Source organism: Luteimonas sp. BLCC-B24, from assembly GCF_028550595.1.
GTDB lineage: Bacteria > Pseudomonadota > Gammaproteobacteria > Xanthomonadales > Xanthomonadaceae > Luteimonas.
In genome coordinates this window covers 567214-589127 of the sequence record NZ_JAQQGN010000002.1, presented here as the reverse complement: position 1 = coordinate 589127, position 21914 = coordinate 567214, and the positions used below count along the sequence as shown (strand labels likewise).

Below are 21914 nucleotides of genomic sequence, written 5' to 3'. Positions count from 1 at the left end.
GGGCCGGCGCGATGCCGGCCCGTCCCGCCGGTCGCCGGCGCCGACCGGACTACATCTGGTCGGTCGGCTCCAGCGCCGCCGCGTCCTTCGGACACTGCGGCCGCGCGCCGCGCGACAGCTCCCAGCGCCAGAACAGCCAGCCCACCAGCATGAACGCGGCGGCGGTCACGGCCAGCAGCAACGGCTGGTGGCTCACCAGCGGCGACAGCAGGCCGGCAACGGCGGCGTTGAGCACCAGGCCGGTGAAGGCCTGCAACGACGAGGCCGAGCCGCGCTGGCGCGGGTACATGTCGAGAATCGCGAGCGTCAGGATCGGGAAGGTCAGGGCGATGCCGAACGAATTGAGCATCGCGGGCATCACCGCCCACGGAACCGCGGGCTGGTCGACCACCAGGTTGTAACCGACGTTCAGCACCATGGCCGCGCCGCTGCAGGCGAAGCCGACGTTCGCCAGCCGCGTGCCGGTGATCCGGCCCGCCGCGCGCCCGGACACCCACGAGCCGAGCATCATGCCGCTGATCATCGGCACGAAGAACCAGGCGAACTGGCGCTCGTTGAGGCCCAGCACGTCGACCACGAACACCGGCGTCGACGCGATGTACAGGAACAGCGCCGAGAAGTTGAACGCGCCGGCCGCGGCGATGCGCTGGAAGCGCGGATTGGTGAAGATCGACAGGTAGTCGCCGAGCAGGCGCCGCGGCGCCAGCGAACTGCGCGCTTCGCGCGGATGCGTTTCCGGCAGCCAGCGCCAGGTCACGACCAGCAGCGCCAGCGAAAACGCCACCAGAAACCAGAAGATCAGCGGCCAGCGACCGAAGCCGAGCAACCAGCCGCCGATGATCGGCGCGATCGCCGGCGCGACGCTGAAGATCATCATGACCTGGCTCATCAGCCGCTGGGCGTCGTCACCCTGCAGCACGTCGCGGATCACCGCGCGGCCGACGATCAGGCCCACGCCGGCCGACAGTCCCTGCAGTGCGCGGAAGACCAGCAACGTGCCGAGATCGGTCGACAGCGCGCAGCCCACCGAGGCGAGCACGAACACGGCGAGCCCGCCGAGGATCACCGCGCGCCGCCCGATCGCATCCGACAGCGGCCCATGCACGACGCTCATCAGCGCATAGGCGATCAGGTACACCGCGATCGTCTGCTGCATCGCCGCCGGGTCCGCGCCGAGATCGCGCCCCATGGCCGGAAATGCCGGAAAGATCGTGTCGATCGAGAACGGACCGAACATCGCCAGGCCGGCGAGCAGCAGCGCCAGCGTGCGGATCGAGGGCATGCGCGGCTGTCTCATGCGCGCACCCGCAACGCGCCTGCGGCGACAGCTGCACTGCACAAGGCCGGCGCGCGAGCGACGGCAGGACAACAGGATTCGGACATCGGGACACCGGCAGACGTCCGTATTCACGGACCGGGGACGGCGCAGGCGCCGCGTCGAAGCGCGACATCATAGGCCGCCCGATGCGTACGCCCCGGCAACGGCGCGTTCCGCCTGGCCGCTGCGGCCCGCGCGGGCGCGCGGCGTGGCCGGTATACTGCGCCGCGTATGCAGTGGGAGAAGCGGGCGCTCCTCGGGAGGCCCGCTGCCGTAGGCGCAACCGCCCGGAATCGCTCAGGCCCAGCACCGCTGCAGCAGCAACACTCTGGAGAGACCGGCCGTCCTGCAGGATCGCGCCGGCGCCGAAGGGGCACGAAGGCGGCTCGCCGCGCTTCCAAACTCTCAGGCAAAAGGACAGAGGGGCACGCGGAAGACCGGCAGTCTTCGGCCATCGTCGTCCTGCACGGACGGACATGGGCATGCGCCGGCATTCCTTGAGTCCTCTTGTCCGGATGCCCGCCATGACCGCTTCGACCCTGCGCGACCTCGAACACCCCTCGGCCTTCGTCGAGCGCCACATCGGCCCGAACGACGCCGAAATCGCCCACATGCTGGGCGTCGTCGGCCACGACTCGCTCGACGCGCTGACCGACGCGATCGTGCCCGGCAGCATCGCCTCGCGCAGCCCGCTGGCCCTGCCCGATGCGATGACCGAAGTGGACGCGCTGGCGAAGATTCGGGCGGTCGCGAAGAAGAACACCGTGCTGCGCAGCGTCATCGGCCAGGGCTATTACGGCACCCACACGCCGAACGTCATCCTGCGCAACATCCTCGAGAACCCGGCCTGGTACACGGCCTACACGCCTTACCAGGCGGAGATCTCGCAGGGCCGTATGGAAGCGCTGATCAACTTCCAGACCATGGTCACCGACCTGACCGGCATGGACATCGCCAACGCCTCGCTGCTCGACGAGGCGACGGCCGCGGCCGAGGCGATGACGCTGGCCAAGCGTTCGGCGAAGTCGAAGTCGAACGTGTTCTTCGTCGCCGACGACGTGCACCCGCAGACGCTCGACGTGCTGCGCACGCGCGCCGACGGCCTCGGCATCGAACTGCAGGTCGGCCCGGCCGAGGACGCGGTCGCCGCCGACACCTACGGCGTGCTGCTGCAGTACCCCGACACCTTCGGCCGCATCGGCGACCACGCCGCCGTGGCCGAGGCCGTGCATGCGCGCGGCGGCATCGTCGCGGTGGCCACCGATCTGCTGGCGCTGACCCTGATCCAGGCGCCGGGCCGCTGGGGCGCCGACATCGTCGTCGGCAACTCGCAGCGCTTCGGCGTGCCGTTCGGTTTCGGTGGTCCGCACGCCGGCTTCATGGCCTGCCGCGATGCCTACAAGCGCTCGATGCCGGGCCGCCTGATCGGGGTGTCGGTCGATGCGGCCGGCAACCAGGCCTACCGCCTGACCCTGCAGACCCGCGAGCAGCACATCCGTCGCGAGAAGGCGACGTCGAACATCTGCACCGCGCAGGTGTTGCTGGCGGTGATGGCGTCGATGTACGCCGTCTACCACGGCCCCGAGGGCTTGACCCGCATCGCCCGCCGCACGCACCGCTTCGCGTCGATCCTCGCTGGCGCGCTGGGCAAGGCCGGTGTGGCGGTCGGCGATGCGTTCTTCGACACGCTGCACATCACCGGCGTCGATGCGGACGCATTGCACGGCAAGGCACGCGATGCCGGCTTCAACCTGCGCGCGATCGATGCATCGTCGGTCGGCATCAGCCTCGACGAGACCACGACCCGCGACGAGGTCGTCGCGCTGGCCAAGCTGTTCGGCGCAGAGGCCGACATCGACGCGCTCGATGGCGCGACGGCCGATGCGCTGCCGACCGCGCTCGCGCGCGACACGCCGTTCCTGACCCACCCGGTGTTCAACACCCACCACAGCGAGCACGAACTGCTGCGTTACATGCGCATGCTGGCCGATCGCGATCTGGCGATGGACCGCACGATGATCCCGCTGGGCTCGTGCACGATGAAGCTCAACGCCACCGCCGAGATGATCCCGGTGACGTGGCCCGAGTTCGCCAACATCCACCCGCTGGCGCCGACCGATCAGACCGTGGGTTACACCGAGCTGATCGACGGGCTGGAGCAGATGCTGGTCGAGATCACCGGCTACGACGCGGTGAGCTTCCAGCCGAATTCCGGCGCGCAGGGCGAGTTCGCCGGCCTGCTCGCCATCCGCGCCTACCAGCAGGCGCAGGGCCAGGGCCATCGCGACATCTGCCTGATTCCCGAATCCGCGCACGGCACCAATCCGGCGTCGGCGCAGATGGTCGGCATGACCGTCGTCGTGACCCGCTGCGACAAGGACGGCAACGTCGACGTCGACGACATCCGCGCCAAGGCCGAGAAGTATTCCGATCGCCTGGCCGCGATCATGATCACCTACCCGTCCACGCATGGCGTGTTCGAGGAAGACGTGGTCGCGATCTGCGACATCGTCCATCAGCACGGCGGCCAGGTGTATACCGACGGCGCCAACATGAACGCCCTCGTCGGCGTGGCCAAGCCCGGCAAGTGGGGCTCGGACGTGAGCCATCTGAACCTGCACAAGACCTTCTGCATTCCGCACGGCGGCGGCGGCCCGGGCGTGGGCCCGTGCGCGGTCAAGTCGCATCTGGCGCCCTATCTGCCGCGCGCGCTCGGCGGCGACGGCGCGGTCGGCATGGTCTCGGCAGCCACGTTCGGCTCGGCGTCGATCCTGCCGATCAGCTGGATGTACATCGCGATGATGGGCGCCGAGGGCCTGCGCCGCGCCACCCAGGTCGCGCTGCTCAACGCCAATTACGTCGCCAAGCGTCTGGCACCGCACTACCCCACCCTGTACACCGGCCGCAACGATCTCGTCGCGCACGAGTGCATCCTCGACCTGCGCCCGATCAAGGACGCCACCGGCATCAGCGCCGAGGACGTGGCCAAGCGCCTGATCGACTTCGGCTTCCACGCGCCGACGCTGAGCTTCCCGGTCAGCGGCACGCTGATGGTCGAGCCGACCGAGAGCGAGTCGCTGCACGAACTCGACCGCTTCATCGACGCGATGATCCAGATCCGTGACGAGATCCGCGCAGTGGAGGACGGCCGCCTCGACCGCGAGGACAACCCGCTCAAGCACGCACCGCATACCGCGATGCAGGTCACCGCCAGCGAGTGGACCCACGCCTATCCGCGCGAGCTGGCCGCGTTCCCGCTGGCGACGCTGCGCCACACCAAGTACTGGCCGCCGGTCGCCCGCGTCGACAACGTGCACGGCGACAAGAACGTGTTCTGCAGCTGCATTCCGGTCGGCTCGGCCGAGGACGCGCCCGAGGCCTTCAGCGAGCCGGACGTGGTCTGACCCCCAGTCCCGGCGCGGCCGCCGCGCCGGGGCGACGGAATTCCGGCGCGTCAGCTTTGGACGCGCTGCAGCCCGTGCGTGCGTGGCAGGTCGTGATCCACATACGTCCGTTCAGGCGCGGGCCGCCCGTCACGCGGCCCGCGCGCCCGCGCGCGGGGTGGCACGTGGCTTGCTGGATCGGGGTCTCCCACTGCACGCACCGCCCCCATGCTCGTCGGCAGCTACAACTTCGTCCTGGTCGCGGTGTCGTATCTCATCGCGGCGTTCGCCTCCTATGTGGCGCTCGACATGGCCGGCCGCATCAACGCGACCCGCGGCGCCGTCGCTCACGGCTGGCTGGCGGGCGGCGCCATCGCGATGGGCTTCGGCATCTGGTCGATGCACTTCGTGGGCATGCTGGCCTTCAAGTTGCCGATCCCGCAGGGCTACGACCTCGCGATCACGCTCTACTCGCTGCTGATCGCGATCTGCAGCTCGGCCTATGCGCTGAATCTCGCGTCCGGCGCGCATCTGCCGCCGTCGCGGCTGGCGGTCGGCGCACTGATTCTCGGCAGCGGCATCGCCGCAATGCACTACGTCGGCATGGCCGCGATGCAGATGCAGCCCGGCATCGACTATCACGCCGGCTGGCTGCTGCTGTCGGTGGTGATCGCCGTGGCCGCCGCCGGCGCCGCGCTGTGGATCGCGTTCGCTCTGCGCAGCGAGGGACGCGGCGTGCCGTATGCGCGTCTGCTGGCCGCGGCGGTGATGGGCGTCGCCGTGGTCGGCATGCACTACACCGGCATGGCGGCCGCGCGCTTTCCCGAAGGCAGCATCTGCGGCGCGGCGCTGGGCGGCAGCGGGATCTCGCCGACCTGGCTGGCGAGTCTCGTCGGCGCGACCACCTTCGCCATCCTCGGCCTCGCCCTGGTGACGTCGATCCTCGATCGACGCCTGCAGGAGCGCACCGCGCAGCTCGGCGAATCGCTGCAGAAGGCGAACCAGGAGCTGACCTATCTCGCCCTGCACGACACCCTGACCAAACTGCCGAACCGCCTGCTGCTGCGCGACCGGATGGAGAACGCGATCCGACGCGCGGTGCGCCACGGACGCCGGTTCGCGGTGCTGTTCATCGACCTCGACGGCTTCAAGGCCATCAACGACGTCTACGGCCACGCCACCGGCGACCGCCTGCTGCTGCAGATCGCACGGCGGCTGTCCGAGGTGCTGGACGGCGATGCCGACGACACCCTGGCGCGGCTCGGCGGCGACGAGTTCGTGGTGCTGATGGAAATCGCCGCGCCCGACGACGCGGCCTCGCTGGCCGAACGCCTGATGGAAGCGGTGGCGCAGCCGGTCGCGCTCGACCGCGTCGAACTGCACGTCACCACGAGCATCGGCATCGCGATCTTCGGGCCCGACGGCACCAGCGAGCGCGAGCTGCTGGCCAACGCCGACGCGGCGATGTACTCGGCCAAGGACCAGGGCCGCAACGCGTACTGCTTCTTCGAGCCGTCGATGAACCAGGGCGCGCACCAGCAGCTGGCGATGATCCAGGACCTGCGCCGGGCGCTGTCGCTGGACCAGTTCTCGCTGCATTACCAGCCGAAGATGATCGCACCGGCCGGTCCGCTGGAAGGCGTCGAGGCCCTGCTGCGCTGGCACCATCCCGAGCACGGCATGGTGATGCCGGACCGGTTCATCCCGCTGGCCGAGAAGACCGGACTGATCATCGAGATCGGACGCTGGGTGATCAACGAGGCCTGTCGGCAGCTGATGGCCTGGCGCGAAGCCGGCCACAACGTGCCCTCGGTCTCGGTCAACCTGTCGCCGGCCCAGTTCCGCTCGCCGGGGCTGCCGGCGAAGATCGAGGATGCCTTGGCGCGTCACGGCGTGCCGGCGTCGTCGCTGGTGCTGGAGATCACCGAATCCACCGCGATGCACGATCCCGATACCAGTCTGGCGATCCTGCAGCGCCTGTCGTCGCTGGGCGTGCGCATCTCCATCGACGACTTCGGCACGGGCTATTCCAGCCTGCTGTACCTCAAGCGCCTGCCGGCGAGCGAGCTGAAGATCGACCGGGCCTTCGTGCGTGATCTGGTGCCCGACGGCGAGGATGCGGCGATCGTGTCGGCGATCATCGCGCTGGGCCGTACCCTCAACCTCTCGGTGATCGCCGAGGGCGTGGAGACCGAATCGCAGCAGCGCCTGCTGACCGAGCTTGGCTGCACCTCGCTGCAGGGGTATCACCTGGGCCGCCCGGTCGCCGCCGACGAAGCCGCGACCCGTTTCTGAGCCGCGGCGCCGCTCAGTGCGCGGCGCGGCGCTTGCGCCAGGTGACGACCTGGCCGACGACGGCGGTCGCCAGGATGCAGACGTTGGTGACGATGAAGACCCAGTTGTCGACCAGCGCGCTGTAGATCACGAAGCCGACCGACGCGGCGATCTGCCCGAGAAACAGCCACGAGGACACGCCGCGTGCACTGTCGTCGCGCACCTGGGTGACGATCTGCCGGACCAGGGTCGCCAGCAGGATGGCCGAGGCGCCCCAGCCCACCGCATCAGGCCCCATGTGGGACGCCCGGCTCAGGCTCGGTGCCGCCCGGCGCCGCGGCCACGGCGCGCGGCCTGGCCCCTGGCGACAGCGGATGATCGGCAGACACACGCGGTGCGCGGGCGTCACGCCGCGCGCGGATCGGCGCCGTCGGCGCCGCGGGTGGCAGCGGAGAGTCGGGATGCGGCATGCGCGGAGTATGGAAACCGCAGCATGACGACCGCGCGAGCCCGCGCGACGGCCGCGGCCCGGCCGCGGGCAGAAGCTTCAGCCGTTGCCGATGTCCGCGGTCGCCGGCGGCGCGCGACGCAGCAGCACGTCGAGCGCCGCCGGGCGTCCGAGGTGATAGCCCTGGGCCTGGTCGCAGCCCTGCGCGCGCAACCATTCCAGCTGGCCCGCGGTCTCCACGCCTTCGGCGATGACCTTCAGGCCCAGCCCGTGGCCCAGCGCGATCATCGTGCTGCAGATGGCGGCACTGCGCGGATTGCACTCCACGTCGCGCACGAAGGCCCGGTCGATCTTGAGGTGGTCGAGCGGCAGGTCACGCAGATAGGCCATGCTCGAGAAGCCGGTTCCGAAGTCGTCGATGGACAGGCACAGCCCGTCCTCGCGCAGTTCCATCATCAGCGTGCGGGCGGTTTCCGGGGTGCGCAGGAGCACGCTCTCGGTGAGTTCGAGATGCAAGGCGCTGCGCGGCAGACCGTGGGCGGCGCGCAGCGCGCGCATCGCATCCTGGGTGATTCCGGCGTCGAACTGCAGCGCCGAAACGTTTACCGCCACCGCGATGTCGGGACGGCCTGCGTCGGCGAGACGCCGCCAGGCACGGGCGGCTTCCTCCAGCACCCAGGCGCCGATGGGCACGATCAGGCCGGACTCCTCCGCCAGTGGAATGAACTCGGCCGGCGACACCACCGAGCCGTCGCGCTGGGGCCAGCGGATCAGGGCTTCCACCGCGACGATACGTCCGTCCGCGAGCCGGTGGATCGGCTGGTAGACCAGCTCGAAGCCCCCGGACTCCACGGCCTTGCGCAGGCGACGCGCCAGGGCCAGGCGCTCGGCGGCCTGCGCCGACAGCGCGGGGTCGTAGGGCAGCACACGGGCGTGCTCGCGTCGGGCGCGCAGCGCCGCCAGCGCCGCGTGGGCGATCACCGTCTCCGCCGGCTCGGCGCCGTCCCGGCTTCGCGCCACCCCGATCCAGGCCTCGAGCGTGAACGTGGCGCTGTCGCCCTGGACGGGCGTGTCGATGACCTCGGTCAAGGCCTGCACCAGCGCGTCGAGCCGGCGCGGGTCGAGCGCGACCACGATGAAGGTCTCCGCCGGCGCGTAGGCCGCGTGACCGAAGGTCTCGGCGACGCGCGCAATGCGCGCGGCGGCCTCGCGCAGGACCACGTCGCTGGTCTGCCGGCCCAGCGTGGGCGCGATCAGTTCGAGATCGCGCAACTGGACATAGGCCACGCCGAACCCCGCACCCTCCGGGCCGTCGGCGCCGCCGTCGAGCAGTTCGGCCAGCGCCGGCAGGGTGAGCATGCCCGTCGCCGGGTCGTGGCTGGCGCGCCAGGCCAGATCGCGCTCGTAGGCCAGGCGGGCTCCGACGTCCTCGGCCAGCATCAGGCGGGCCGGCCGCTGCTGCAGCTCGATGTCGCGCGCGTGGACCCGGACGTCGATACGCCGGCCATCCTGTGCCACCACGGTCCACAGCCGCTCGCGTCGGCCGTCCCCGCTCACGTCCGGTGCGCCGTCGCGGGCCGGCGACGGAATCAGCTCGGTGACCGTCAACGCCAGAAACGCCTCGCGGGAATAACCGTAGGCGTCGAGCGCCGCTTCGTTGACCGCGAGCATGCGCAGCGTGCCGGTGTCGTACACCCAGGACGGCAACGGGTTGCGCTCGAACAATTGACGGAACTGCGACTCGGCGCGCTCGATGCGCACCTGGGCCGCGCGCTCGTCGGTGATGTCGCTGACGGTGCCGGTCATCGCCCTCCGTGCGCCCTCGCCCACCGCGGCCCCCTGGGCCTTGAGCCATCGCACCTGCCCGTCCGGCAGGACCACGCGATACTCCTGCAGCAGCAGTCCGCTGCGGTCCTGCGCGGCGACGAGGGCCGCGTGCACCACCTCCACGTCCTCGGGGTGGATGCGCTCGAGGAAGGTGTCGAGCGCGATTTCGTCTTCGCTTCCCGCCAGCCCGTACAGCGCGGCCAGTTCGGGCGACGCGCGTACCGACGTGCTTCCGGCTTCGATGCGCCACACGCCGGTCCCCGACGCCAGCTGCGCCTGCTGCAGCCAGTCGGCCTGGTGCGCGATCTCCTCCAGCAGCGCGTCGCGCGCGCGCTCGTCGGCCCGGAGCCGGCGCACGATGAAGGCGAACACCGCCCAGTAGATCGTCGACAGCAGGGCGGCGCAGATGACGAACACCCACCACGGGCGCAGCGCCTCGCGCACGCCGATGCCGCTGCTGACGACGAGCGGATAGCCGCTGGTCGCGCTGAAGGTGGCCGCGCGCTCGATCTGGTCCAGCGGACTGACGATGGTGTCGCTGACCCGGTTGCGCATCTCCAGCCCGGCTGGGAACGCGATCTGCCGGCCGGAATGCGCACCGGTGCGGCCGTAGCGCGTGATCACCGTGCCGTCGTCTCCGTAGATCGCGACGCTGCCGTCGACGCCGGTGTCCAGCCCGTCGATGATCCTGGCGAACTCCTCGACGCGGAACTGGGCCACGACCGCGCCCTCGCCCGCGGGCGCGATGCCGAGCGGCAGCAGCCAGCCGTCAGCCTCGCTGCCCGCCAGCGGGCCGATCCGCAGCGCGCTGGACGCTTCCGCGGCGTCCAGCCACGCGGGCACCTGCGCCGCCGCGGCGGCCGGCTGCGCGGGGAAGTAATCGATGCGGGCCAGTTCGCCATGGCGCGACACGACGCCCGCGATCGACTGCGCACGTCGGCGCGCCGCCACGTCGGCGGGCAACTCCGCATCCCCGGCCGCGTCGGCCAGGATGCCGTTGAGGGCGCGCTCGATGTTGCGCAGCTCGTACTGGAGCAGGCGATCGACGCCGGTGGCCAGCGCCCGGCTCTGGCGCTCCGCGGCCGCCAGACGCGCCTGCCGGTCCAGCCCGACCAGCACCGCCAGTCCGGCCATGATCACCAGACCGAGGCAGATGCCGACGCTGCGCATCGCGCGCGCCGACGCCATGCGTCGCTGCCTCCACTGGCGTGTCAACCGTCTGCCCATTCCGTGGCCCCCTGCGAACTCCCGATCAACCTCGCGCAGCGCTCGAACGTGCGCCGTGAAGACGCGGACCGGGGGCGTCGCGCGATTGCCCGATCCTGCCGGCACCTCCCCAGCGCCGACGTCCAACGGCGAGGCGTGAACCCGAGACGGTTCACGCCGTCTGGCCGCCGCCCGGTCCAGGGTGGACGGCCCACCCGCGAGGATAGGCCCATGCCCCCGAAGAATGAAACCCGCTCGGCCACCGATCCGGACCAGCGCCACCAGAGCAACCACGTGGCGGAACACGACCGGGGCGCATCCCGCGGTGCGGAGTTCGCCCACGACAACAACGCCTCGGCCGAAGGCAACGATGCGTCCCTGACCGCAGGACCGGCGTTCGTGCGCCGCGTCAATGCCGACGGCACGGTCGAAGCCGTGCCGGCGACGCCGAAGACGGACGACGACCACGCCTCTGCCGACGCTCCCGACGCGACAGCGGGCCAGGACACCGGCACGCGTTGATCGGCGCGGCGACGGAGGATCGGCAGCGTGATCCTGCCGTCCGCGCCTCCGGTTCATGGACGCCCGGCGTCGTCTCCGCCGCCCGGGCCTCCTGCGGTTCGGGACGAGGCGTTCACGCCTGGCGCACCAGCATCGGGGGTCGCCGGTCACCCGGTCCCCCTTCCCGTCAGGAGCACGCCCATGTCCACACCTCCCGGCCCCGCGCCGTCCGACACCGCCGCGTCCGATCGATCATCTACGGGCCGCTCGTGCGACAGGCCGCGCGGCCAGGGCGACGAGGTCCAGCAACAGGCCGGTGCGGGCCATCCGCTGCTGACGACCGCCCAGGGCATCCCGGTCGCCGACAACCAGAATTCGCTGCGCGCCACGCCACGCGGGCCGACGCTGCTGGAAGATTTCATCCTGCGCGAGAAGATCACCCACTTCGATCACGAGCGCATTCCGGAACGCATCGTGCACGCACGCGGTTCGGCCGCGCACGGCTATTTCGAATTGACCGACTCGCTGGCCGACTTCACCACCGCGAAGATCCTCACCGAGGTCGGCGAGAAGACGCCGGTGTTCACGCGCTTTTCCACCGTGGCCGGAGGCGCGGGCTCGGTCGACACCCCGCGCGACGTGCGCGGCTTCTCGGTGAAGTTCTATACCAAGGAAGGCAACTGGGACCTGGTGGGCAACAACATCCCGGTGTTCTTCATCCAGGACGCGCTGAAGTTTCCCGACCTGATCCACGCGGTGAAGATGGAGCCCGACCGCGGTTATCCGCAGGCGGCCAGCGCGCACGACACCTTCTGGGATTTCGTGTCGCTGATGCCCGAAAGCATGCACATGATCATGTGGGCGATGAGCGACCGCACGATTCCGCGTTCGCTGCGCACGATGGAGGGCTTCGGCGTGCACAGCTTCCGTCTGCTCGATGCCGAGGGCCGCAGCACGTTCGTGAAATTCCACTGGCGTCCGAAGCTCGGCATTCAATCCACCGTCTGGGACGAAGCGCTGAAGCTGCAGCACGCCGACAATGATTTTCACCGCCGGGACCTGTTCGAGGCGATCCAGGCCGGTGACTTTCCCGAATGGGAACTCGGCGTGCAGCTGTTCACCGAAGACGAGGCGGCGGCGTTTCCGTTCGACCATCTTGACGCGACCAAGCTGATCCCCGAGGAGCTGGTGCCGCTGCGCATCGTCGGGCGCATGGTGCTCGACCGCTGGCCGGACAATTTCTTCGCCGAGACCGAGCAGGTGGCCTATTGCCCGGCGAACATCGTGCCCGGCATCGACTTCAGCAACGATCCGCTGCTGCAGGGCCGGCTGTTCTCGTACCTCGACACGCAGCTCTCGCGTCTCGGCGGGCCCAATTTCCATCAGCTCCCGATCAACGCGCCGAAGTGTCCGTTCGCCAATCACCAGCGCGACGGCCACATGCAGATGAGCGTGCCCAAGGGCCGTGTGGCCTACGAGCCGAGCTCGCTGCAGGACGACAGCCCGCGTGCGCATCGCGAGCGCGGGTTTCGCAGCCACGCCACGGCACCCGACGATGGCGCCAAGGGGCGCGTGCGTGCCGAGAGCTTCGCCGATCATTATTCCCAAGCCCGGATGTTCTTCCGCAGCCAGTCCGGGCCCGAGCAGGCGCATATCGCCTCGGCGCTGGTGTTCGAGCTGTCGAAGGTCGAAACGGTCTACATCCGCGAGGCCGTGGTGGGCCAGCTGCGTCATGTCGACGAATCGCTGGCCCGGCGCGTGGCCGACGGCCTCGGCCTCGACGCCCTGCCCGAGGCCCCCGAGACCCGCGTGCCGCCCCAGGACCTGCCGCTGTCGCCGGCGCTGCGCATCATCGACCGGATGAAGCCCACCCTGCAGGGCCGTGCGATCGGCATCCTGTTCCACGACGGCTCCGATGCCGGAACGCTGCAGGCGCTGCGCGAGGCGGCCGAAGCGGCCGGCGCGATGGTCAAGCTGGTCGCTCCCAAGGTCGGGGGCGCCACGCTGTCGGACGGAAACAAGCAGCCGGCGGACGGCCAGCTGGCGGGCACACCGTCGCTGGTGTTCGACGCGGTGGCGATCGTGCTCTCGGCCGAGGCCGGCGCGCAGCTCGCGAAGGAGGCCGCGGCGGTCGATTTCGCGCGCGACGCCTGGGGGCATCTCAAGGCGATCGCCGCCGACGCCGGCGGCCAGGCGCTGTTGCAGGCCGGCGCCGTCGGCGAGGACGCCGGCGTCGTCGATGCGGGCGACACCGGCGCCTTCATCGAGGCCGCGAAAACGCGTCAGTGGCAGCGCGAGCCCGGGCTGCGCATGCTCGCCTGAGCGCGGCCGGTCAGCCACTTCGAGGGCCGCATGCGTCGCGGCTCTCGCGGCATCCGGACCGTCGCCGGCGACACCCGGTGCGGATGTCGTCCGGCCGGTCGATCTGCTTGCGGGCGGTGCCGCGGTCCCGCCCCGACCTTCCGCCCACGCGCCGCCAGGACCTCACCGTCCCCGGCGCAGACCGGTCGTCGTCCGCCAGTGCGCGCGATCCCGCGCTCTGCAGACACGCCGCACGACGCACAGTGCCGGCGCATGTCGCGTCGAGCGCCATGCGTTCCGATCTTCTAGAATCCACGCGCCCCCGCACTCGGAGTTCCGCCATGACCGCACCCCTCGCCTACCGCCGCGTCCTGCTCAAACTGTCCGGCGAAGCGTTGATGGGGGACGAGGACTACGGCATCGATCCCAAGGTGATCGGGCGTCTCGCCGACGAGGTGATCGAGGCGCAGAAGGCCGGCGCCGAGGTCGGCCTGGTCATCGGCGGCGGCAACATCTTCCGCGGCGCCGGCCTCGCCGCGGCGGGCATGGACCGGGTGACCGGCGACCAGATGGGCATGCTGGCCACCGTGATCAATGCACTGGCGATGCAGGATGCGCTGGAGAAGCGGGGCGCGCGTGCGCGGGTGATGAGCGCGATCAAGATCAACGACGTCTGCGAGGACTACATCCGCCGGCGCGCGATCCGGCACCTGGAGAAGGGCCGCATCGCGATCTTCGCCGCCGGCGTCGGCAGCCCCTTCTTCACCACCGATTCCGGCGCCGCGCTGCGCGGCATCGAAATCGGCGCCGATCTGCTGCTCAAGGCGACCAAGGTCGACGGCGTGTACGACGCCGACCCGAAGAAGGTGCCCGGGGCCACGCGCTACGAGCGCCTGACCTACGACGAGGTGCTGAGCCAGGGCCTCGAAGTCATGGACACGGCGGCGTTCGCGCTCGCACGCGACTCGGACCTGCCGCTGCGCATTTTCGACATGAGCCAGCCGGGCGTGCTGCTGCGCATCCTGCGCGGCGAAGCCATCGGCACCCTGGTGCAGGGCCGCCACTGAGCACCCGCGCGGCCGGGATGCCGCGCTGCAGCGCAGCCGCGCCGCCCGTCGTCGGCCGCGGCCGCTTATAATCGGCCGATTCCGCACACGGACCCGGCCCGATCATGCTCAACGACATCAAGAAAGACGCGCAGACGCGCATGGCCAAGAGCGTCGAGGCGCTCAAGCACACGCTGATCAAGGTGCGTACCGGTCGCGCGTCGACCGCGCTCGTCGACCATCTCAAGGTCAACTACTACGGCTCCGACATGCCGCTGAGCCAGGTCGCGAGCGTGGCCGTCAGCGACGCGCGTTCGCTCACCATCACGCCGTGGGAGAAGCAGATGGTCGGTGCGGTGGAGAAGGCGATCCTGGCTTCGGATCTCGGCCTGACCCCGAACACCGCCGGCACCACGATCCGCCTCAACCTGCCCGCCCTCACCGAAGAGCGCCGCCGCGAGCTGTCGAAGGTGGTCCACAGCGAAGGCGAGGACACGAAGGTCGCCATCCGCAACATCCGCCGCGACGCCAACCAGCAGGTCAAGGAACTTCTCAAGGAGAAGCAGATCTCCGAGGACGACGAGCGCCGCACCGAGGACGAGATCCAGAAGATCACCGATGCCGCGATCAAGGACGTCGACGAGGTGGTCAAGGGCAAGGAACAGGAACTGATGGCGGTTTGATGGGCGCCGGAATTCGCGATCGGACATTCGGGATCGGGCGCGAGCCGGAGCAAGAGAGCCACGCCATTGACTGAGGCCGCCGACCCGCAGGATTCCGCTCAGACGGACTCCGCGTCCCGAATCCCGGGTGCCCGCCCCGTGCCGCGGCACGTGGCGATCATCATGGACGGCAACGGCCGCTGGGCCGCGCGGCGCCGACGCCCGCGGGTGATCGGCCATCGTGCCGGCGCGCGCACGGTCAATCTGTGCATCGATTTCTGCCTCGAGCGCGGCATCTCCGCGCTGACCCTGTTCGCGTTCTCGAGCGAGAACTGGGGGCGACCGGAGGACGAGGTCGGTGCGCTGATGAAGCTGTTCATGGGCGCGCTCGATCGCGAGGTCGGCGAACTGCACCGCCGCGGCGTGCGCCTGCGCTTCATCGGCGAGCGCGAACGCTTCGGCGAGAAGCTGCGCCAGCGCATGGCCGCCGCCGAAGCGCTCACGGCCGGCAACACCGCACTCACCCTCAACGTCGCCGCCAGTTACGGCGGTCGCCAGGACATCGCGACCGCGGCGCGGGCACTCGCGGCCGATGTCGCGGCCGGCCGATTGCGCGTCGAGGACATCGACGAAGCGGCCATAGGCGCCCGCGTCGCCCTGGCCGACCTGCCGGCGCCGGATCTGTTCATCCGCACCGGCGGCGACCTGCGCATCAGCAACTTCCTGCTGTGGCAGCTGGCCTACACCGAACTGTGGTTCACCGAGACGCTCTGGCCCGAGCTGGGCGTGGCGGAACTGGAACGCGCCCTGGCGGTCTATGCGTCGCGCGAGCGGCGTTTCGGCCTGACCAGTGCGCAGATCGCGGCCGGCGACGGTCCACCCCTGGAGACCACCGCATGACGCGCACCCGCATTCTTGCCGCCCTGCTGATGGCACCGACCGCGATCGCGGCGGTGCTGCTGCTCAATACCCCGTGGATGGCGGCCGTGTCCGCGATCGTCTTCCTCGCGGCGCTGTGGGAATGGCTGCGACTGGCCGGCATCGAGGACACGCTGGCGCGGACCGCGCTGCTGCTGCTGAACCTGCTGCTGATGGTGGCGATCGTCTGGGCCTCGGCCACCGGGGGCGGCTCGCTGGTGCTGCTGAAGATGCTGGCGATGATCGGCGTGGTCTGGTGGCTCGCGGCCACGCTGTGGCTGCGCCGCTACACCTTCGCCGCTGCGCACGACGCGCGCGCGCGGATCGTCAAACTGTCGGCCGGCACGCTGGCGGTGATTCCGGCCTGGGCGGCGCTGTGCGTGATCCACGCCAACGAGGACGGCGCCTTCGGCAACCGCTGGCTGCTGCTGGCGCTGGCGATCGTCTGGGCCACCGACACCGGCGCGTATTTCGCCGGTCGCCGCTTCGGCAAGCGCAAGCTCGCGCCGCGGATCAGCCCGAACAAGACCGTCGAAGGCCTGATCGGCGGCGTGATCGCAGGCGTCGTGGTCGCAGTGGCCTTCGCGCCGCTGGCCGGTGCCACAGCCGGGCAGTTGCCGCTCGTGGCCCTGGTGGCCCTGCTGACGGTGCTCGCCTCGGTGGTCGGCGATCTGTTCGAGAGCCTGCTCAAGCGCCACGCCGGGGCCAAGGACTCGGGCACCCTGATTCCGGGCCACGGCGGCGTGCTCGACCGGATCGACAGCGTGCTGGCCGCGTTGCCGGTGTTCGCGTTCGGCCAGATCTGGTTCGGCTTCTGATGCGTACGCGCCTCGTGACCGCTCCGGACGGCCGCACGTGATGCGCAGCGTCGCCGTCTTCGGCGCCACCGGTTCGATCGGCACATCCGCGCTCGACGTCATCGCCCGCCATCCCGAGCGGCTGCGCGCCAGCGTGCTGGCGGCCGGACGCAACGTCGAGGCGCTGGTCGCCCTGTGCATCGCCCATCGTCCGGACCACGCGGTCATCGCCGAACCCGACGCCCTGCCCCGCCTGCGCGCGGGCCTGCAGGCCGCCGGTCTCGCGACCGCGGCGCACGCGGGCATGGACGCGCTGGATGCGCTGGCGGCGGATACGGCCGCCTGCGACACCGTCGTCGCCGCGATCGTCGGCGCAGCCGGACTGGATTCCACGCTCGCGGCGCTGCGTGCGGGCAAGCGTGTGCTGCTCGCCAACAAGGAATCGCTGGTCCTGGCCGGCGTGCTGATGATGGAGGCCGCCCGTCAGGCCGGCGCGGTCATCGTGCCGATCGACAGCGAGCACAACGCGATCCACCAGTGCCTGCCGCCCGGCGGCGACTGCACGGGCGTCGCGCGCATCGTGCTGACCGCGTCCGGCGGCCCGTTCCGCGGCCGCCACCGCGCCCAGCTCGCGGACGTCACGCCGGCCCAGGCGGTCGCCCACCCCAAATGGTCGATGGGACCGAAGATCTCGGTCGATTCGGCCACGCTGATGAACAAGGGGCTGGAACTGATCGAGGCGCACCATCTGTTCGCCACGCCCTCCGAGCGCCTGGACGTGCTGGTGCATCCGCAGAGCCTGGTGCATTCGCTGGTGGAATTCATCGACGGTTCCACCCTCGCCCAGCTGGGATTGCCGGATATGCGCACGGCGCTGGCCGTGGGCCTCGGCAGCCCGGAGCGCATCGCCTCGGGTGTCGCCGGACTGGATCTGCTGCAGCACGGCCGGCTCGATTTCGAAGCCCCCGACACCGACGCGTTTCCGTGCCTGGCGCTGGCCCGGGCTGCGCTGGTCGCCGGCGGCGGCGCACCGGCGATCCTCAACGCGACCAACGAGGTGGCCGTTTCAGCCTTTCTTCAGGGACGAATCCGTTTTCTAGCCATCCCGGCGCTGGTCGAGCACGTGCTCGCCGCGCTGCCCGCCGCCCCCGCCGATTCGCTGGACGCCCTGCGCGATGCCGATGCGCGGGCGCGGCGTCTGGCCGGCGAGGCGATCGACTCCGGAGTGGTGGCCTGAGGGTGCGCGATGTCTGATTTCCTCGGCTCTGTCTGGTGGCTGATCGTCAGTCTGGGCGTGCTGGTGACGTTCCACGAATTCGGCCACTACTGGGTCGCACGACGCTGCGGCGTCCGGGTGCTGCGCTTCTCGGTCGGGTTCGGCCGCCCACTGTGGGCACGGCGGGGCAAGGACGGCACGGTCTACCAGATCGCGATGATTCCGCTCGGCGGCTACGTCAAGATGCTCGACGAGCGCGAAGCCGCCGTTCCGGCCGCCGAGGTCGCCCACGCGTTCAACCGGGCGTCGGTGTGGAAGCGGATCGCGATCGTCGCCGCCGGGCCGATCGCCAACCTGCTGCTGTGCGTGGCGCTGCTGTGGCTGATGTTCGTGATCGGGCGGCCCGACTATGCCCCGGTGATCGGCCAGGCGACCGGCATCGCCGAGCAGTCCGGCCTGCGGGCCGGCGACGAGGTGGTCGCGGTCGGCGATCGGCCGACGCCGACCTGGCAGGAGGTCCAGCTCGCGCTGTTGCCGGCCGCGCTCGATCATCGCGACGTGCGGCTCGAGGTGGTCGACGCGCAGTCGCGGGCGGCGGTCCGCGAACTGCGGCTGTCGCAGTTGCCCGACGATTTCGACCAGCGTCGCATCGCCCAGGCGATCGGCCTGCTGCCGCGCCATTTCCTGCTGCCGCCCCTGATCGGACGCGTCGAACCCGACACCGCGGCCTGGGGCGTACTGGCCGAGGGCGACCGGGTCACCGCTGTCGACGGCCAGCCGGTACGCGCGTTCGACGATATCGGTCCGCTGGTCCAGACCCTCGGCGAACAGGGCGGTCCGGCGATGATCGAGGTGGAGCGCGGAGGCGAACGGCTGGCGCTGGAGATGACCCCGCGCTCGGTCGAACGGCCCGACGGCGGGGGCCGCTACTGGGCGCTGGGCATCGCGCCGCCGCGCAACCTTCCGCTTCCGCCCAAGGATGCGATGCAGCAGCACGGCCCGCTCGAAGCGGTGCCGGTCGCGGTGCGCGAGGTGGGACACCTCACCGGCCAGCTGGTCGGCATGATCGGGCGGGCGTTCTCCGGACGCGTGGCCATCGAGAACACCGTGGCCGGGCCGATCACCATCGCGCGCGCCGCCAATACCTACGCCCAGCAGGGCGCCGCCTGGTACCTGACCATCCTCGCCCTGCTGTCGCTGAGCCTGGCGATTCTGAACCTCCTGCCCATCCCGCTGCTGGATGGGGGACACCTGTTGTATTACCTTATCGAGTTGGTCAAAGGCAGCCCCGTGAGTGAGCGCGCGATGGCAGCCGGGCAATACGTGGGACTGGCCCTGCTGGCCAGCCTGATGGGCCTGGCGTTCTACAACGACATCCTGCAACTGGTGCGCTAGGCCTGCTACCGACCCGGATTCCCGCGCTGCACCGCGCCGGAACCCCCTTCCCTGACGGATCCAAAGAATGACGCGACTTCCCGACCGCCGACTGCTTGCCCTTGCCCTCGCCACGGCGATTGCCGCTCCGGCCTGGGCCCAGACGGCGGCCAACGCGCCCATGGATGCGCCCGCGCTGGCGCCGCTGGCGCCTCCCGCCGCGAGTACGTTCACCGTCAGCGACATCCGCGTCGACGGCCTGCAGCGTATCGGCGCCGGTACGGTGTTCACCTACCTGCCGGTGGAACGCGGCGACACCGTCAACCCGACGCGCATTTCCGAATCGGTGCGCGCGCTCTACCGCACCGGGTTCTTCGAAGACATCCAGGTCGCACGCCAGGGCGACATCCTGGTGTTCACGGTCACCGAGCGTCCGGCGATCAATCGCCTGACCCTGACCGGCAACAAGGACATCAAGACCGAGGACCTGACCCGCGGCCTCAACGACATCGGCCTGTCCGAAGGCGAAACCTTCGACCGCCTCGATCTCGACCGCGTGACCCAGGAGCTGGTGCGCCAGTACAACAACCGCGGCAAGTACAACGTGCGCATCACGCCGACGGTGTCGCGCCTGGACCGCAACCGGGTCGACATCGCGATCAACATCGAGGAAGGCAGGGCGGCCAAGATCCGCCACATCAACATCATCGGCAACGAGGTCTACGACCTCGACACGCTGACCGACAACTGGGAATCGGGCGAGTCCAACTGGCTCAGCTGGTACCGCCGTGACGACCAGTATTCGCGCGAGAAGCTGGAAGGCGACCGCGAGAAGCTGCACAACTTCTACCTCGACCGCGGCTACATCGATTTCAGCGAAGACAGCATCCAGGTCGCGATCAGCCCCGACAAGGCCGACATGTACATCACCGCCGGCATCACCGAAGGCGAGATCTACAAGGTGTCGGACGTGCAGATCACCGGCAATACGGTGCTGCCCGAGGAGGAGATCCGCACGCGCGTCTTCGTGCAGAAGGACCAGGTGTTCTCGCGCGCCCTGCTCGAGCTGAGCTCGGATGCCATCGTCGCGACGCTGGGCAACATCGGCTACGCCTTCGCCCAGGTCAATCCGATTCCGGAGATCGACCGCGAGAACCGCACCGTCGCCATCAACCTGCAGGTCGTTCCCGGGCCGCGCGTGCAGGTGCGCCGTGTGCAGTTCAAAGGCAACAACCGCACCTCGGACGAGGTGATGCGCCGCGAGATGCGCCAGTTCGAGGGCAGCTGGTATTCGCAGGCCGCGGTCGACCGCTCCAAGGTCCGCCTGCAGCGCCTGGGCTATTTCGAATCGGGCAGCGTCAACGTGGAAACCCAGCCGGTGCCGGGCAGCAATGACGAAGTGGACGTGGTGTTCAGCGTCACCGAGACGACCTCGGGCAGCTTCACCTTCGGCCTCGGCTACTCGCAGCTGGCGGGTGTGACCACGTCGGTGCAGCTGTCGCAGAACAACTTCCTCGGCAGCGGCAACCGGGTCTCGGTCGAAGCGCAGCGCAACGTCTACCTGCAGCGCTACTCGTTCTCCTTCATGAACCCGTACTTCACCGACGGCGGCATGTCGCTGGGCTACAACCTGTGGTGGCGCGAGTTCGACAACTCCGAGTTCAACACGGCCCAGTACTCGTCCACCAGCGCGGCCGGCCAGGCGATCCTCGGCATTCCGCTGACCGAGAACGACTCGATCTCGCTGCTGTTCGGCGTCGACCGCAACCAGATCTTCGCGTTCCAGGGCTCGTCTCCGGAATCGATCGTCGACTACATCGACGCCTTCGGTTCGCGCACCTTCCACGCCTGGCGCAGCGAGCTGGCCTGGGCCCGCGACACGCGCAACGACTTCCTGCAGCCCACCCGCGGCATGATGCAGCGCGTCTCGCTCGAGGCCACGCTGCCGGGTTCGACCGCCGAGTACTACAAGCTCAACTACGAGATCTCCAAGTACTGGCCGATCAACCGGCACCTGGTGCTCAACACGCGCGCCGAGCTCGGTTACGGCGACAGCTACGGCAGCGACGTCGTGCGCAACCTCTGCTACACCGCGCCCACCCTCGTCGACAGCAATGGCGACGGCATCATCGACACCTCGATTCCGGGTGCGGCACCGAGCGATCCGTGCGAGACGGCGTCGCCCGACTACATCCGCACGGTCACCGCGACCGGCCTGCCGTTCTTCGAGAACTTCTACGCCGGTGGTCCGCGTTCGGTGCGCGGCTTCCGCGACAACACACTGGGCCCGCGCGAAACCGCGTTCGGCAGCAGCTTCCTGCAGCCGATTGGCGGCGCGGTGAAGACCATCGGCTCGGTGGAGATGTTCTTCCCGCAGCTGATCAAGTCGCCGGCCGCGCGCATTTCGGCCTTCGTCGACTTCGGCAACGTCTACAAGGACGTCGACAGCTGGGACGCCAAGGAACTGCGCGCCTCGGCCGGCGTGGCGCTGATGTGGCGCGCACCGGTGGGCCCGATCTCGATCAGCTACGCCTACCCGCTGCGTCAGCAGAACGAGGTGCGTGGCGGTTCGGGTGAGCTGATCAAGCAGGCCGACGAGGTCGAGCGCCTGCAGTTCACCTTCGGCGGCGCGTTCTGATCGCC

The 21914-nt window shown here is 69.8% G+C and carries 14 protein-coding genes and 1 riboswitch; of the genes, 11 read left to right on the top strand and 3 right to left on the bottom strand.

The window, feature by feature from the left end; translation table 11 throughout:
• Positions 1-49: 49 nt before the first annotated feature.
• Entirely contained in the window at positions 50-1282 is a 1233-nt protein-coding gene (locus PQS31_RS06980) for a multidrug effflux MFS transporter (protein WP_336314331.1), read from the bottom strand.
• A gap of 354 nt (positions 1283-1636) precedes the next feature.
• Positions 1637-1749: riboswitch (glycine riboswitch) on the top strand.
• Between the two features lie 84 nt (positions 1750-1833).
• Between PQS31_RS06980 and gcvP the strand changes: the two genes are divergently transcribed.
• Together gcvP and PQS31_RS06970 are read left to right on the top strand one after the other, a co-directional pair.
• Complete coding sequence (gene gcvP, locus PQS31_RS06975; RefSeq protein ID WP_272761934.1) at positions 1834-4722, top strand: aminomethyl-transferring glycine dehydrogenase; 2889 nt, start codon at positions 1834-1836, stop codon at positions 4720-4722.
• A gap of 207 nt (positions 4723-4929) precedes the next feature.
• Complete coding sequence (locus PQS31_RS06970; RefSeq protein WP_272761933.1) at positions 4930-6996, top strand: EAL domain-containing protein; 2067 nt, start codon at positions 4930-4932, stop codon at positions 6994-6996.
• A gap of 13 nt (positions 6997-7009) precedes the next feature.
• Here PQS31_RS06970 and PQS31_RS06965 read toward each other — a convergent pair whose 3' ends face one another.
• Both PQS31_RS06965 and PQS31_RS06960 read right to left on the bottom strand, forming a co-directional pair.
• Positions 7010-7273, bottom strand: a complete 264-nt coding sequence (locus PQS31_RS06965) for a hypothetical protein (RefSeq protein WP_272761932.1) — start codon at positions 7271-7273, stop codon at positions 7010-7012.
• 249 nt (positions 7274-7522) lie between these two features.
• Complete coding sequence (locus PQS31_RS06960) at positions 7523-10438, bottom strand: EAL domain-containing protein (RefSeq protein WP_272761931.1); 2916 nt, start codon at positions 10436-10438, stop codon at positions 7523-7525.
• A 249-nt stretch (positions 10439-10687) separates the two neighbouring features.
• Between PQS31_RS06960 and PQS31_RS06955 the strand changes: the two genes are divergently transcribed.
• The 9 genes from PQS31_RS06955 to bamA all read left to right on the top strand — a co-directional run bounded on the left by PQS31_RS06955 (position 10688) and on the right by bamA (position 21909).
• Positions 10688-10978 carry a hypothetical protein gene (locus PQS31_RS06955; RefSeq protein WP_272761930.1) on the top strand — a complete coding sequence of 97 codons (291 nt, stop codon included), beginning with the start codon at positions 10688-10690 and terminating at the stop codon, positions 10976-10978.
• A gap of 309 nt (positions 10979-11287) precedes the next feature.
• Positions 11288-13279 (top strand): catalase, encoded by a 1992-nt coding sequence (locus tag PQS31_RS06950; protein WP_336314342.1) that lies wholly within the window; start codon positions 11288-11290, stop codon positions 13277-13279.
• Between the two features lie 320 nt (positions 13280-13599).
• A complete protein-coding gene (gene pyrH / locus PQS31_RS06945; protein ID WP_272761927.1) occupies positions 13600-14325 on the top strand; it encodes a UMP kinase in 726 nt (241 codons plus the stop codon).
• A gap of 104 nt (positions 14326-14429) precedes the next feature.
• Entirely contained in the window at positions 14430-14987 is a 558-nt protein-coding gene (gene frr, locus PQS31_RS06940) for a ribosome recycling factor (RefSeq protein WP_096209386.1), read from the top strand.
• Between the two features lie 138 nt (positions 14988-15125).
• Positions 15126-15866 (top strand): polyprenyl diphosphate synthase, encoded by a 741-nt coding sequence (uppS, locus tag PQS31_RS06935; RefSeq protein WP_272761926.1) that lies wholly within the window; start codon positions 15126-15128, stop codon positions 15864-15866.
• Positions 15863-16702 carry a phosphatidate cytidylyltransferase gene (locus tag PQS31_RS06930; RefSeq protein ID WP_272761925.1) on the top strand — a complete coding sequence of 280 codons (840 nt, stop codon included), beginning with the start codon at positions 15863-15865 and terminating at the stop codon, positions 16700-16702. The genes uppS and PQS31_RS06930 overlap by 4 nt, the downstream gene beginning before the upstream one ends.
• A gap of 40 nt (positions 16703-16742) precedes the next feature.
• Positions 16743-17918, top strand: coding sequence for a 1-deoxy-D-xylulose-5-phosphate reductoisomerase (gene dxr, locus PQS31_RS06925; RefSeq protein WP_272761924.1), 1176 nt, complete (start codon positions 16743-16745; stop codon positions 17916-17918).
• 9 nt (positions 17919-17927) lie between these two features.
• Positions 17928-19292: an RIP metalloprotease RseP gene (rseP, locus tag PQS31_RS06920; protein WP_272761923.1), complete on the top strand. Its 1365-nt coding sequence runs from the start codon at positions 17928-17930 to the stop codon at positions 19290-19292.
• Between the two features lie 67 nt (positions 19293-19359).
• The gene (gene bamA, locus PQS31_RS06915; protein ID WP_272761922.1) at positions 19360-21909 is read left to right on the top strand and encodes an outer membrane protein assembly factor BamA; all 2550 of its coding nucleotides are present in this window, start codon (positions 19360-19362) and stop codon (positions 21907-21909) included.
• Positions 21910-21914: the final 5 nt, after the last annotated feature.